Source organism: Dolichospermum sp. UHCC 0260 (assembly GCF_009711985.1).
Taxonomy (GTDB): Bacteria; Cyanobacteriota; Cyanobacteriia; order Cyanobacteriales; family Nostocaceae; genus Dolichospermum; species Dolichospermum lemmermannii.
This window is the reverse complement of the sequence record NZ_VIKZ01000013.1, coordinates 11109-24710: the sequence shown is the minus strand read 5'-3', so window position 1 is coordinate 24710 and position 13602 is coordinate 11109. Positions and strand designations below refer to the sequence as shown.

12 protein-coding genes are annotated in these 13602 nt (G+C 35.6%); 7 read left to right on the top strand and 5 right to left on the bottom strand.

The window, feature by feature from the left end; all coding sequences use genetic code 11:
• Nucleotides 1-172: 172 nt before the first annotated feature.
• The 3 genes from FJR08_RS07395 to FJR08_RS07385 form a co-directional block, all read right to left on the bottom strand.
• Nucleotides 173-856 carry a conjugal transfer protein TrbI gene (locus FJR08_RS07395; RefSeq protein ID WP_168632723.1) on the bottom strand — a complete coding sequence of 228 codons (684 nt, stop codon included), beginning with the start codon at nucleotides 854-856 and terminating at the stop codon, nucleotides 173-175.
• Between the two features lie 94 nt (nucleotides 857-950).
• The gene (locus tag FJR08_RS07390; protein ID WP_015080136.1) at nucleotides 951-1115 is read right to left on the bottom strand and encodes a PIN domain-containing protein; all 165 of its coding nucleotides are present in this window, start codon (nucleotides 1113-1115) and stop codon (nucleotides 951-953) included.
• A gap of 1 nt (nucleotide 1116) precedes the next feature.
• A complete protein-coding gene (locus tag FJR08_RS07385) occupies nucleotides 1117-1347 on the bottom strand; it encodes a type II toxin-antitoxin system Phd/YefM family antitoxin (protein WP_015080135.1) in 231 nt (76 codons plus the stop codon).
• Nucleotides 1348-1587: 240 nt separating this feature from the next.
• Between FJR08_RS07385 and FJR08_RS07380 the strand changes: the two genes are divergently transcribed.
• The 6 genes from FJR08_RS07380 (at nucleotide 1588) to FJR08_RS07355 (ending at nucleotide 10901) form a co-directional block, all read left to right on the top strand.
• A complete protein-coding gene (locus FJR08_RS07380) occupies nucleotides 1588-2619 on the top strand; it encodes a hypothetical protein (protein WP_168632722.1) in 1032 nt (343 codons plus the stop codon).
• Between the two features lie 10 nt (nucleotides 2620-2629).
• Nucleotides 2630-5767, top strand: a complete 3138-nt coding sequence (locus FJR08_RS07375) for a helicase HerA domain-containing protein (RefSeq protein ID WP_168632721.1) — start codon at nucleotides 2630-2632, stop codon at nucleotides 5765-5767.
• 117 nt (nucleotides 5768-5884) lie between these two features.
• Nucleotides 5885-6262, top strand: a complete 378-nt coding sequence (locus FJR08_RS07370) for a hypothetical protein (protein WP_168632720.1) — start codon at nucleotides 5885-5887, stop codon at nucleotides 6260-6262.
• A 15-nt stretch (nucleotides 6263-6277) separates the two neighbouring features.
• Nucleotides 6278-6832, top strand: coding sequence for a hypothetical protein (locus tag FJR08_RS07365; protein WP_168632719.1), 555 nt, complete (start codon nucleotides 6278-6280; stop codon nucleotides 6830-6832).
• Nucleotides 6833-7077: 245 nt separating this feature from the next.
• Entirely contained in the window at nucleotides 7078-10104 is a 3027-nt protein-coding gene (gene sbcC / locus FJR08_RS07360) for an exonuclease subunit SbcC (RefSeq protein ID WP_168632718.1), read from the top strand.
• Between the two features lie 116 nt (nucleotides 10105-10220).
• Nucleotides 10221-10901: an HAD family hydrolase gene (locus FJR08_RS07355; RefSeq protein WP_168632717.1), complete on the top strand. Its 681-nt coding sequence runs from the start codon at nucleotides 10221-10223 to the stop codon at nucleotides 10899-10901.
• A gap of 40 nt (nucleotides 10902-10941) precedes the next feature.
• On the opposite strand, the gene FJR08_RS07350 is transcribed toward FJR08_RS07355, so the two are convergent.
• Nucleotides 10942-11565: a CPP1-like family protein gene (locus FJR08_RS07350; RefSeq protein ID WP_168632716.1), complete on the bottom strand. Its 624-nt coding sequence runs from the start codon at nucleotides 11563-11565 to the stop codon at nucleotides 10942-10944.
• A 438-nt stretch (nucleotides 11566-12003) separates the two neighbouring features.
• Here FJR08_RS07350 and FJR08_RS07345 point away from each other — a divergent pair, with 438 nt between their 5' ends.
• The gene (locus FJR08_RS07345; protein ID WP_015080127.1) at nucleotides 12004-12702 is read left to right on the top strand and encodes a response regulator transcription factor; all 699 of its coding nucleotides are present in this window, start codon (nucleotides 12004-12006) and stop codon (nucleotides 12700-12702) included.
• 142 nt (nucleotides 12703-12844) lie between these two features.
• Here the strand turns inward: FJR08_RS07345 and FJR08_RS07340 are convergent, their stop codons facing one another.
• Nucleotides 12845-13039: a DUF2811 domain-containing protein gene (locus FJR08_RS07340; protein WP_015080126.1), complete on the bottom strand. Its 195-nt coding sequence runs from the start codon at nucleotides 13037-13039 to the stop codon at nucleotides 12845-12847.
• Nucleotides 13040-13602 lie beyond the last annotated feature (563 nt).

The following is a 13602-nucleotide window of genomic DNA, read 5'->3' as shown; positions in this document are numbered from 1 at the left end:
TAGGGGGGTTAGGTTTTTGGAAATTATTGGTTTCATCTAATACTTTTCAAACAACCTCTTAGAGAATAAAAATAGTTTTTACATAAAAATAAAGCGACATTTCACCATAATTCAGGGAAATAATCGCTTTATTTATATGATTAAATTCACAACTTAACTAATGCTATTAACTCTATTGACGAGTGATCACCAAATTTGAAGTCAGGGTAATAGCTAGATCTTGTTCTGGTCTGAGGACAAAAACATCAGCTTTTGGTTTCCGTAATAGGATACTAGCTAAAGCACCCGCTGCTGCACCACCCACAGGTTCTAAAACTTCAATTTTCTTGTTACCTGTAATTAGGGAAATTACACTAGCTGCACCGGCACCAATAGCAGCATCAGTTAATATTTGTCCAGTGCTTGATCCCTTGGTAATTGTTTCTGTTTTGGTTATAGTTCGGGAATTAGCAAAAATCTGTTGTCGTTGTCCAGAAGGAAATACTAATTCTCTGGCTACAAAACGAACACCTTGCTGATTATTCCCAGAAGATCGAGTATTTAATCTTACTGGTTGTAATTCACCAATCACTTCAGTATTGGCAGGAATTAAAATATTTCTGTTACTATCAGTAACATTGTCAGCTATTTTCAGAGTTAGGGCTAATGTTTCACCCGGTTTGACAATAACTTTTTCCTTTTCGTAGGTAACAGGTAAAGTTACATTAGCGGGAATACTAATTGTCCGCGATTGATTGAGATTGTATCCTTGTGCCAAAACAGGACTCAAGGACAGTAAGGGGATAGCTGCACCTGTGGTAATGGCTATGGCCATGAGTGCAGCGGTGCTAGATTGCCAACGGGTAGAACGACTCATGATAAGATTGCCCATAATATGTGATATGTATGGTGACGTGGGTTGGCTAGGATAGTTTCTGGACAATTGTTAATTAAGCATAAGCACTGCATACTTACGTTTTCTTTTTTTCTGCCCCCAATCGTAATTCACAAGCAACAATGATACTGGTACAAATTTTTTCTTCTCCAACTTCTTGAATTTTAGAAAAGATTTTACCTGTTGGATGTTTAATAAAGTCCGATAATGTATTGGTATCGAGTAAGTAAGAGTAAGACATTTTAAAGCTCTATTTCATCTAGTGGTAATAACCCTTCGTCAACATTGGGAAATTCTTCATCAATATCCTCAAGGTTAGCAAAGACTTCGAGAAGGGATTTTTTCTTAATAGGAGAAATAATCGCCAGAGGAATACCATTTTCTGTAATTGTCAGGGGTTCACCTGTTTTTTTAGCTTCGTTAATTAGAGTCTGAAGGGTTTGGGGGAGTTCGGAAATGGTGATTTGTGTCATAGTGGGTTGTGGGGATGAAAATTGGGCGTATATATTTCATTCTATTCTGAATATTAGATAACAGTTAATCCTGTAAATCCTTAAATCCTGGACATCCTGATTCAGACAGTGAAATTAGATCCCCGACTTCTTGGAGAAGTCGGGGATCTGGACAATTGTTAATTAAGTATAAGCACTGTATACTCACGTTTATTCCTGTGCTATTCTAAATGCTAGTTACTCATCACATCTACCACCAGTATGGATTACTCTAATCTCACAACTGCTGCTGATATAATTAAAGCTTTTCAGAAATGTCAAAATGCAGGTGAACAAATTGATTTATTTGAAGCTTTAGCGACAAGTCATGAACCACCTGTTGAGGCTTTTGTAGAAATATTAAGAGGAGTTAAATTAGAACCGTTAATAGTTTTAACTATTGACGCTTTTGGCAAGATTAAAGATACAGATAATAGGGAAATATTAAAGCAAAGTGAAGATTTATTAGCAATTTTAAGTGAGCAAGCAAAGTCAGGAGAAACAGATTCAATTCGCTTGTCTGCTGCTAAGACTGTTGTAAATTTGGGGTTTGATTTTATTGCTCTATCTCGATATTTCAGGGAAGATCCTAAAAAGATTGCTGATAGAATAACACGAGATAAATTGAAAGAGAAAGGTTTGTTCTATGCTAAATACAATGAGGTAAGAGATTTAAAATCTAAACTTGATAGACAATTAGAGCAAATTAAATCTATTAATTCTGATGTATATTATAGCGTAATTGCAAATAATAATTTTAAGGATATTCCCTCTGTAAATATAGTAGATGATGACGAATATGATTTGATTATAAATGATTATGTACAGTCTTTAAATATTTTACAGGATAATGATTATGTACAGTCTTTACGTTATGAATGTTCTCGATTACAAGGTGAGGTAACTAAATTTTATAAAGATTATAAAGAAAATCAATTAACTACTATATTAGCTACTATAGATGACAAAATTGCCAGAGAATACGCAATATTAAAAAAAGCTAAATTAGCAAAAATAATATCTCCTTTAGCTTCACTTATTATTGTTTTTCTGATATTATCATTGTGGAGTAATTGGTTCATTATTTTCTTCTATTTCCCTGGAGGTATACTTGGAATCATAGCTATTAAAATATATGAAAGAAAAATAAAATCCGCTGAAAAAAATATTGAAGAAGCAGAAAATCAAAAATCAAATGAACCCTATAGACTTGATGATGAAGAACAAAAGATATTAAGTCTATTATCAATTTAATTATTCCACCATGTTCCCTCTCATATTCCAAATACCCCAACTCCCTGATTTAAAATCTCAAAAATACACCTCCCAATATGGACAAGGAGTACGTCAAAAAGTCCTCAGCAGTCAAAAAGACTTCTTACTTCTCCTTAGCGATATTGGTAGAGTTTATAACCTCACCTTTTCCATACGCTATTGCTATACACCTGGTTTACCCTTCGATAAACGACTGGGTATTTATTTAGTCGTCAGTCAATCACAACCTATTTCACCTGATACCGAAACTCAAATAGCTGAAGATATTAAAAAAATCATCACAGATGGATTTCTCAACCAATTTTATAAAATTGAACTACAAACAGAAGTTTCCCAAATTCAAAATCTAAGTTGGGTAAATTGTATTGGAGAAGCAGTCAAACACGAAGAAATTATCAGCACTCGTTTTCAAGATTCTGAGGATTCTTGTAAAACAAAAGGACTACCAAATTATTATGTACCACTACAATTAGAAGCAGATGAAGCTAACGATATGTTAGTAGTCTGTCAAGTTATTTCTCGCTTCAATACTCCCATGATGTTGGAAATAACTATTCAACCAGATACCACCACATTACAAGAAAAATCCATTTGGATAAACGCATTAGATCAAATGTTATCCCAACTCAGACAAGCTAGTAGTGGTTCTAGTTTGAGTTTTAATAAAGAAGGAGACAGGAACGCACAATTAGCTTCTCGTATTTATGAAAAATATCAATCTTCCTATCTCACAGAAAGCCTATTTCGTTATAGTTTCAAAGTTTTGGGAAAAAATGAGTTAGCAGTTCGCAGTGTTTTAGGAACATTATTATTAAGTGGAACGAAAAAAAGCCGCTATCGAACTATTATTCTCACTCCCAATCATCCCAAATTTACAGATAGTCTCACAGCTACCGAATTAGGAAAACTTTCCACCGCTACCCACTGGGAAAAATGGGATAAAGGATTAGAAGAAGCAGAATTTTGTGGTACATCTCTCAAACAGTTTAAAGATGCTGTGCGCGTCTTAAATTTAAAACCTTTACACCGCTACGCAACATTAAATGAAATTAGTGGTTTATTTCGCATTGTAGTTCCCAGTGATGCACCTGTAGCGGGAATTAGTCAAGAAAATGATATTACCAGTTTAGGTCAAGATAAACAATGGATTGATTTTGGTGGTTATGAAATTAACCGAGGTGAAGAAAACAAAATACAAATAGAATTAAAACAACTGAATAAACACGCTTTTATTTGTGGTGTTCCTGGAAGTGGAAAAACCACCACAGCTTTTAATTTACTAACTCAGTTGTGGAGTCATGGAATCCCATTTTTAGTATTTGAACCTGCGAAAACTGAATATCGTTCACTTTTGGCTATCAATCCTAATCTGAGTAAATTTACTCGCGCTGATATCGAATTTCTCAAATCTTTAAAAATCCTCACCCAACAATTACGAGTTTACACATTAGGAAATGATTTAATTTCTCCTTTTCGATTTAATCCTTTTGAAGTTTCCCAAGGTGTTCCTTTTTATGAACATATTTCTAATTTAGAAGCATCATTTCGGGGTGCGTTACCTCTTTCTGGTCCATTACCCGCTTTGCTTTCGGAAGCATTGGAAGAAATATATTATGATCGGGAATGGACGGGAAGCGAAGAAGGAACACCAGAAAATTTACAAATTCCCACCATGCGGGATTTATATGATAAAATCACCGCTTTATTTGAAACCAAAGATTATGCAGGTGAGGTAAAATCTAACCTAAAAACAGCTTTAGAAGTGAGAATTGGGAGTTTATTAAAACGTGGTGTGGGTGCGATGTTAAATACTCAACGCAGTAGTCCCACAATCGCTCATTTATTAAAATATCCCACAATTTTAGAATTAGATTATTTGAACCAAGACCAAGCAAATTTGATGACCTTCTTGTTGCTAACTAAAATTCGGGAATATATCAAACGTCAACGTACAGAAAAAGCCGGGAATCCTGAACATATTTTATTATTAGAAGAAGCGCATAATTTAGTCGGGAGAAATTTAGGAACTTCCTCTGGTGAAGATGCAAATACAAAACAAGAAGCCGCAAATTATGTCACTAGAATGTTAGCAGAAATGCGGGCTTTGAGAGAATCTATTATTATTGCTGACCAGTTACCCACAGGAGTAGCAGCAGAGGTTGTCAAAAATACAAATGTGAAAATTGCTCATCGTTTGGTGTCAGCAGATGATAGAAAAGATATCGGTCAAGGGATGCTTTTAGACCAATCACAAATGGAAGAAATTGCGCGTTTACAACCTGGTGAATCTTTTTTATATATGGAAGGTTGGTATCGTCCCCACCCGGTAAAAATTCCTTATGAAAATAGTGCTAAGGAAAAGTTAGGGGTAGAAAGTTCGATTACTAATGATAAAATTAAAGATGTGATTAAATCCCGTCCTTGGTATATTCAAAGTCAGCAAACTTTACTATCCACTGCTTTACAAGAATATCAACGTTTGTATAAAGAACACAATCAAAGTTTAACTAATATTCGGGAGGAGTTAAATCAAGTTTCTCAAAATTGTACAGAATTACAAGTTTTGTTATCAAATATCAAACAGGAAATCTTTCATCGTTTAGCTGGAGAGTTACGTTTTGATTTAAACCCTGTTCCTGATGAATTATCACTACAAATAGATAGACGCATTGATGCTAATAATATCCGCAGTTTGAAGTATTTACAACTTGCTGCTAATTTAACTTTAACGGATTTGGTAGAGTTACAATCTTTGGTAAATGTTAAATTGGGAATATTTGATCAATTCTATCAAAAGGTGTTGGATAAAAATAATCAGATTCGTCGTAGTCATTATCAACAACTTTGGCAAAAATTATCTCGTCAGATTAAAAATACTCAACAACAGATAATCAATTTAGCCCAGGTTTTAAATAGAGAATCACAGGTTGCGGATATTCAAAAATTAGCAGATAATCTTGCTTATGAACAAAGACGCATTACTGATGTTGAGGAATCATCTTTAAAAGACACTTTAAAACGTCTGCAAAATGAAAAACAAGAATTACAAGATAAGTTAACGGAGGTGTTGAGTTTAGCTATTCAGCAAGCGAAAATTAATAAAGTTAAACATGATTTACAAATATGAGTACAATAACTGTAGGTTGGGTTGACGCAAGGAAACCCAACATTGTGTATACGTTACATTCGTAAATGTTGGGTTTCGTTCCTCAACCCAAGCTACAATAAATAGGAGAAAATTATTTTGGATATAGCAGTTAAAAATCTGGTTTTATCTTACGAAACTTTAGCAAATCAAGCTATAAAGTTCAATCATGCTTATTTGCAATTACTGAAAATATATGAAGAACTAATTTTAGCACCTGACTGGTTTGCTGAATTAGAAAAATCTGGAAGTTCACTATTCAAAACTATTGCTTCAATGCAGCAAGAACAAAAGATAATTGTATGTAAATTTCAGGATTTATCAAAATTCATTGCTAAAGCACAGTTACATTTTATCATCAATCCTGAAGCGGAACAATTGAAAAATATTGCCCATGATTGCCAAATTATGATAGATTTTGTAAATAGCATAGATTTGGCAGATTTACAAGATATGTTTGTCAAAATTAAGAAATAAAAGAGGTTAAGAATCATGTCACAAGAATATAATGATCGCCAGGATTTAGAAAGAGAAGTGAAAGACTATGGTAAACAAATTGAAACTCTGGGAGAATCACAAAAAGAGTATCAGGAAGACATAGAAAGTCTACAGGAAAGACTGAAAATGTTAAAAAGTCAACCAGGAGTTTATGCAAATGCAGACAATAAAATGATTGCTACGGTAGAAAGAGCAGTTCAAACTCGTGAAACTAATGTAGAAGAGTGTCAAGAAAATATTGGTGAAGTTAAAACACAAATGGATGGTAAGTTAGAAAATATCAAAAAACTTATGAATACACAAGGACAACGGATTGAAAAAATGGAGAATGCAGTTGATTCTTTTAAGCATAAAAATGATCATATAGTTAATGATATTAAATTTGAAATTCAAATTGGAAAAGATGATCTAGATGATGCAAAAGATAAATCTGTCAGTTTCCTAAAAATTATTGAAGTAGCAGGTGCTTTAGCTGCTGGTGTTGGATTAGCTGCACAAGGCATTTCTCAGTTACTTAGCACTTTGCAATCAATAGGGATATTGAAATAAATCATAACATCAAATATAAAACCAATAAGTCAGCACTTGTGCAACGCTTCTAAATAAATGTAACAAAAATTACATCTTCAGAATCAGAAAATCACATTACATTTAAAAAATCATCTTCCTATTGTAAATTTTTGTAAAATTGATGTCTTCAAGACTAGAAACTTGCTAATTAGATAGCTAAACTAAAAACTAAGTGCATCTGTACTGTTAACTTTTAAAATTGTAAATGTGGCGCTATAGCCTGAATGATTCCAGTCCAACTTATCATCAAAAACTTTCTTAGTTACCGTGACGCAGCTTTAGATTTTAGCGGCTTGCATACGGCGTGTATTTGTGGTTCTAATGGTGCGGGGAAATCTTCCCTTTTAGAAGCTATCACTTGGGCAATTTGGGGTGAAAGCCGTGCTACTATTGAGGATGATGTGATTCATTCTGGCGCACAAGAAGTCCGAATTGATTTCACTTTCCAGAGTGGTTTGCAAACTTATCGGGTAATTCGCAACCGGGTAAGAGGTGGAACTAGTATTTTGGAATTTCAAATTGAAACTCCTGCTGGGTTTCGTCCTTTGACGGGTAAGGGATTAAAAGCCACTCAGGATGTCATTCTCGAACATATTAAGCTAGATTATGAGACTTTTATTAATTCAGCTTATTTGCGTCAGGGGAAAGCCGATGAATTTATGCTCAAACGTCCTGCTGAACGCAAGGAAATTTTGGCGGAGTTATTAAAACTAAATCAGTATGATGAGTTAGAAGAACGCGCTAAGGATAAATCTAAACTTTATAGAATCCGAGGAGAAGATTTAGAAAATTCTTTAGCGAATATTAAAATTCAACTACAACAACGGGAAACAACGGAAACTCAACGCGCTGAGTTAGAAGCGCAATTGAATAATTTACAACAAGTACAAGCTTTTGAAAATATTCAATTACAAAGTTTACAAGTTATCCAACATCAAAGACAAAGTTGGGAACAACAATTAAATTTTGTGCGGCAACGATATGATAATCTGAACCAAGATAGCGATCGCTTACAACAAGAACAAATATCCGTAAAATCCCAATTAACAGATTTAGAAAAGATTATCAATCAACAAGTTGATATTCAAGCTGGTTATGCTCAATATCAAAGTCTGCAATCTCAAGAAGAAATTTTTGCAGCTAAATTTGAACAACATACCCGCGCTACCAATTTAAAACAACAAAAACAACAACAGCTATATAAACAAACTCAAGATTTAGAACGTCAATTACAACAAGCTGAAGCTCAATTAGCAGCTTTAGAACAACAAGAACAAGAAATTTCCCAAACCTTGAGTAAATCTGGGGATATCGAAACAGCTATATTACAATTAAATACCGCTCGTCAGCATTTGACTAACTTAGATCAATTGCAAATGCAGGTAACACCATTATTACAACAAAGAGCCAGTTTGCAAAGTCAATTAGATCGCACTCATGCTAGTCTAGTAGCGCGATTGGAGCAAATGCAAGCCACAGAAAAACAATTACAAAATCAACACCATCGTCAACCCCAATTACAACAAGCAGTAATAGAGATAGGAACGCAAATTGAAGAATTAGATAAAAAGCGAGTTTATCTCCAAAGAGTCAAGGAAAAAGGACAGGAAAGACGACATTTTCTGGAGCGTTTACAAGCTCATCAAGGAGATTATGAAAGGTTATTGGGGGAACTAGAACAAAAATTGCAAATGTTACAAAATCCCGATGCTAGTTGTCCTTTATGTGAACGTCCTCTAGACGAACATCATTGGAGTAAAGTTATCGAAAAAACTCAATTAGAATATGAAGATACCCAAGGACAATTTTGGGTAGTGCGGGAACAAATAGCGGTTTCAGATCGGGAAATTCAGGTACTCAGACAAGAATATCGAGAAATAGACCAAAAGTTATCAGGTTATGATTCATTGCGAGAAAAACGGGGACAATTAGCAGCACAGTTAGAAGCTACAAGTGATGTTCAACAACAGTTACTGCAAATTATTTCTGAAAAACAACATTTAGAAAATTCCTTAGAAACCGGTGATTATGCACCAGAAAAACAAATAGAAATTCAGCAATTAGATCAATATCTCCAGCAACTTAATTATAGTGAACAAGACCACGTTCTTGCCCGTAGTGATGTAGATAAATTACGTTGGGCAGAAATTAAACAAGGACAAATTAAGGATGCCTTAAAACGTCAAGGACAACTAATAGCTAGAAAACCAGAATTAACAGCGAATATTGCTCAATTACAATTGCAACTGCAACAAGGACAAACTGATTCTGATTGTGCCAAAGAAATCGCTAATTTAGAAAAGCAAATTGCCGAAATTGGCTATAGTTCAGAACAGCATAATTATCTGCGTCAAGGTGTGCGACAAGGGCAAGGTTGGCAATTACGTCATCAACAATTATTATCAGCACAAGCACAATATCCTCAATTAAGTCATAAAAGTCAAGATTTGGAAGATTCATTGCAAAGAATATTCAAAGAACGAGAAATATTAACTCAACAAATTGATAATATGGTTAAACAATTAACCGACAGTGCGAACCCAACAGCCCAAATTAATGCTTTAGAACAACAATTAGCAAACCGGAGACGGGAACTAGATCATAAAATATCTCAGTTGGGACAATTAAAACAAATGTCTCTGCAATTAGAAACTTTGCAAAATCAATATGAACAAGATATCCAACAGGTGCAAATTTGTAAACAACAACAGCGTGTTTATCAAGAATTAGCTCAAGCTTTTGGCAAAAATGGGATTCAAGCTTTAATGATTGAAAATATTTTACCCCAACTGGAAGCAGAAGCTAATCAATTACTTTCTCGATTGAGTGCGAATCAATTTCACGTCCAATTTATCACCCAAAAAGCGGGACGCAGTGGTAAATCTAGTAAGAAAAATGCTAAATTAATAGATACATTAGATATTTTAATTGCTGATTCCAGAGGAACGAGATCCTATGAAACTTATTCAGGAGGAGAAGCTTTTAGAATTAACTTTGCCATTCGTTTAGCTTTGGCAAAATTATTGGCACAAAGGGCAGGAGCCTCATTACAATTATTAGTAATAGATGAAGGTTTTGGGACTCAAGATGGGGAAGGATGCGATCGCTTAATTGCGGCAATTAACGCCATATCCTCTGATTTTGCCTGTATCCTCACTGTAACCCATATGCCCCACCTCAAAGAAGCCTTCCAAGCCAGAATTGAAGTGAGTAAAAATCAGCAAGGTTCACAGTTACAATTATTAATGTAATCTCAATCTCTCATTTCTTCCTTTGCGCCTTTGCTCCTTTGCCTCTTTGCGCGAAATCTTAGATTAAAAATACCACCTGACTGGGATAATGTAAAAAAAATTAACATTATCTACTCATGCTGAGATTAATTACTGACTTTGACGGTCCAATCATGGATGTTTCAGAACGCTACTACCGTGTTTATCAATTGTGTCTAGAGAAAACCCGATATCCTCAACAAACAATTACAGAACTTTCTAAAGCCGAATTTTGGCAACTCAAGCGATCGCAAACTCCCGAACTCCAAATTGCTCTACAATCAGGTTTAGATGCCCAACAAGGGCAAGAATTTTCCCAAATCCGTAAACAAATAGTCCACACCCTCCCCTATTTCCAGTATGATGTCCTTGTTCCCACTGCATTAGAAACACTCACCAAAGTTCAAGCAGCCGGTGTTGATTTAGCCGTGATGACAATGCGACGGGTACGAGAATTAGACTATGCTTTTAATCAATATAATTTGAGCCAGTTTTTCCCAGAAAATCGTCGTTATTGCCTAAGTAACGACTATCTAAAAACTCGTGATGTCGAAGATAAACCATTATTAATGGCTAGAGCCTTAGCTGAACTCCCCCCTGCGGCTGATACTTGGATGGTGGGAGACACAGAAGCCGACATTACTGCTGCCAAAAAACACGATATCAAAATTATTGCAGTTGAGTCGGGTATCCGAGATCACAGTCAACTAGCATCTTATCAACCTGATATGATTGTGACCGATTTAAAAACGGCTGTAGATTTTATCCTCAACCAATAAAAAATTATGGGTAATCGGTCATTAACCAATTACCCATTACCTAACGTAAAAAGCTACTTACTAACCACATCAATATAAAAGTCAACAGCGTCGAAAACTGATTCGCTGTCAAAGTTATCAATGGTAATGGTAATATTAAGCCAGCAAGTAGACCGCCAGCGATTAAGCCAGCAATTAAACTAACTAACGTGAATAAAACCGCTCTACCAAATTTTCCTTCCTTGCGATTGAGGAAGTAAACACCAATAGCTACCCCAACTACCAAGGACAGTTGTAAAACCTGTCCGCTACCACCGGGATATAACACACTAGTTGCACTTAAACCCAGATACCAAGCTCCTGGTAGCAGTACATCAGTTAAAGTAGGCTGATCTATACTCCGCTGTAGCCATGCAGGAGACTGCTGACCAAGGGTTTGACTTGTTTGGGGAGAAGATGGAACTCGCTTTTCTGGAAACCGGATGCGTTCAGGCACTTTAATTTTACCTTCTTGGCGCATCCGCAGGCGCTCCATTAGAATCGCATCATAAGCAGCTTCAATAACTTCTCGGACATTGCCATCACCACCATGTCGTTCTAACAGGCGATTCCGAACATCCTGAATTTCATCGAAGCTTGCATCTTCTGATACCCCAAGTTTCTCGTAGGGACTTTGATCACTCATGGGAGGTTATTACTTTAGCCTTAATCAGCGGCACTTTTTATTTTACAGAAAAACAACTTTAGATTTTATAGAAATAAAGACAACAATTAGACAAGTAGCTACCTGCATTAGAGAAAGTAGGCAATTTTATCTATCTACCACAATAATAGCATGAGTCGGGGCAACCGCACATAAGAAAATTGTGGTTTTAAGATTGTTGAAAATTTGAATACTCAGGACTGTGGGCTAAAGTCGGGAAACTACTTTCATCCTCCCCTAACTCCTGCTATACCAGCAGATTTACCTCTTCAATATTCACAATAAAAATTACAGTTTATAGAAATAATCAGGATAATCATCCCTATCCCCCGTAAATTTTGAATTACTGCCAAAGTAAAACCTGCGTTTTTACGCAATCATCTTTGTTAATTCTATGTACTTCTGTAAAAAATAATAGCCATGGCTGCTGCCAAGATTCTTGTAATTGACGACGATCCTGCGGTTCGGAATTTAATCCAACGCTTTTTACTGAAACAAAATTATCAAGTTGAGTCTGCCGAAGATGGTAAGACTGGTCTAAGTATGTTTGAGCAATTTAACCCTGATTTAGTAATTCTAGATGTTAATTTGCCGGATGTGATTGGTTTTAACCTCTGTCAAGAAATGCAGAGTCGTAGTGGTGTATTTGTGCTACTACTGACTAGCAGGACAGACGAAGCGGATAAAATTCGCGGTTTTTCTAAAGGTGCTGATGACTATCTCACTAAGCCATTTGGTTTAGGAGAGTTAGAAGTTAGAGTAGCAGCAATTTTAAGGCGGCAGCGGGTTGTAACTAATGCAGAACAGCAACGTCTTATCTTTGATAAACTAACTATTGATTCCATAGGACGGGAAGTAATGCTTAATAGCGAACCCATTCTCTTAACTGCTCTGGAATTTGACTTATTATATTTTTTAGCTAGTCATCCAGCTAGAGTTTGGCGACGATCTGAACTGATCCAAAAAGTTTGGGACTATGAATATGTTGGGGATCAACGGGTTGTAGATGTCCATATTGGTCAAATTCGTAAGAAAATTGAAATCGATCCGACTCAATCAACATTAATTCACACTATCCGTGGTGTAGGGTACAAATTTGAATGCGCTACTTCTAACTAAAACTTGACTACTATCTCTAAACTTCCGCCGCTCCCAAGCCTTCAAGGCGTGGGAGCAGGGCTGCAAAATTTATGCTATCAACGCAAAATGTTGTGAACAGAAACAGAGTTGGTTTATTAATTTAATCCAGTATTTATCTGGATTATTGATGAAATAAAGTTTCTAAGTAAACACGAGCCGCTCGGCGATCGCTTTCGCCATTTTGCAGCAAAAATAGCGATAAAGCCGCTGTTAATACGCGGGTTTGATCCCAATCAGGATGGTTTTGCAGATAGTTGTTCATGGATTCCTGTAATGTTTCGGGAATTTCGGTAAAGAGAGGAACTGTTGTGTTCATAAAATTTTCCTGTAGATTAATCAAGAGAAGTTACTTGTGTTCAGTTTGACTGAGGGCTGATTCATCCCCTGTGGGGAAAGTAGGGAAGGAAATTAAAATAAACCAAAATACAAAATGCAGATGCCTAAGGGAATCAAACTAAGACTCATCATTTTGCGCTCACAACAGGTGGATTTGTCAATGCTGCGAAATGTTAACAATTAGCAGTCAAAAATAAATCTTGACGAATTAATCAGGCTTATAACTATATTTTTGTTACATAACTTCATGAAAACTCGGTTATCAAGCTTGTTAGTAGTGAAAAATTCACAATCCCCAATAAGTCAGCAATAGCTGATTAACTCGTCAAACATCTGTGGAAAACTGCAAAATTACCTGTGGAAATCCTGTGGAATGAATGAGGAAAATAATAGTTAATAATAAGAATTACCAAAATGTCAGGAAGATATGACATATCAGGTAAATAAGATGATAAAGTCAATTTATTAATATAAGTATGCTAACTTTTAGTTATCTAGTAGTTTGTCAAGATAAAAATGATGGACTGTAGTGTGAGCGTCTCG

What these genes read in the sequence shown, in the direction of transcription:
- FJR08_RS07365 (WP_168632719.1), top strand. Translation starts at nt 6,278, where the DNA reads ATGTCACAAGAATATAATGATCGCCAGGATTTAGAAAGAGAAGTGAAA.
- FJR08_RS07380 (WP_168632722.1), top strand. Translation starts at nt 1,588, where the DNA reads ATGGATTACTCTAATCTCACAACTGCTGCTGATATAATTAAAGCTTTT.
- sbcC (WP_168632718.1), top strand. Translation starts at nt 7,078, where the DNA reads ATGATTCCAGTCCAACTTATCATCAAAAACTTTCTTAGTTACCGTGAC.
- FJR08_RS07375 (WP_168632721.1), top strand. Translation starts at nt 2,630, where the DNA reads ATGTTCCCTCTCATATTCCAAATACCCCAACTCCCTGATTTAAAATCT.
- FJR08_RS07355 (WP_168632717.1), top strand. Translation starts at nt 10,221, where the DNA reads ATGCTGAGATTAATTACTGACTTTGACGGTCCAATCATGGATGTTTCA.
- FJR08_RS07385 (WP_015080135.1), bottom strand. Translation starts at nt 1,347, where the DNA reads ATGACACAAATCACCATTTCCGAACTCCCCCAAACCCTTCAGACTCTA.
- FJR08_RS07350 (WP_168632716.1), bottom strand. Translation starts at nt 11,565, where the DNA reads ATGAGTGATCAAAGTCCCTACGAGAAACTTGGGGTATCAGAAGATGCA.
- FJR08_RS07345 (WP_015080127.1), top strand. Translation starts at nt 12,004, where the DNA reads ATGGCTGCTGCCAAGATTCTTGTAATTGACGACGATCCTGCGGTTCGG.
- FJR08_RS07395 (WP_168632723.1), bottom strand. Translation starts at nt 856, where the DNA reads ATGAGTCGTTCTACCCGTTGGCAATCTAGCACCGCTGCACTCATGGCC.
- FJR08_RS07340 (WP_015080126.1), bottom strand. Translation starts at nt 13,039, where the DNA reads ATGAACACAACAGTTCCTCTCTTTACCGAAATTCCCGAAACATTACAG.
- FJR08_RS07390 (WP_015080136.1), bottom strand. Translation starts at nt 1,115, where the DNA reads ATGTCTTACTCTTACTTACTCGATACCAATACATTATCGGACTTTATT.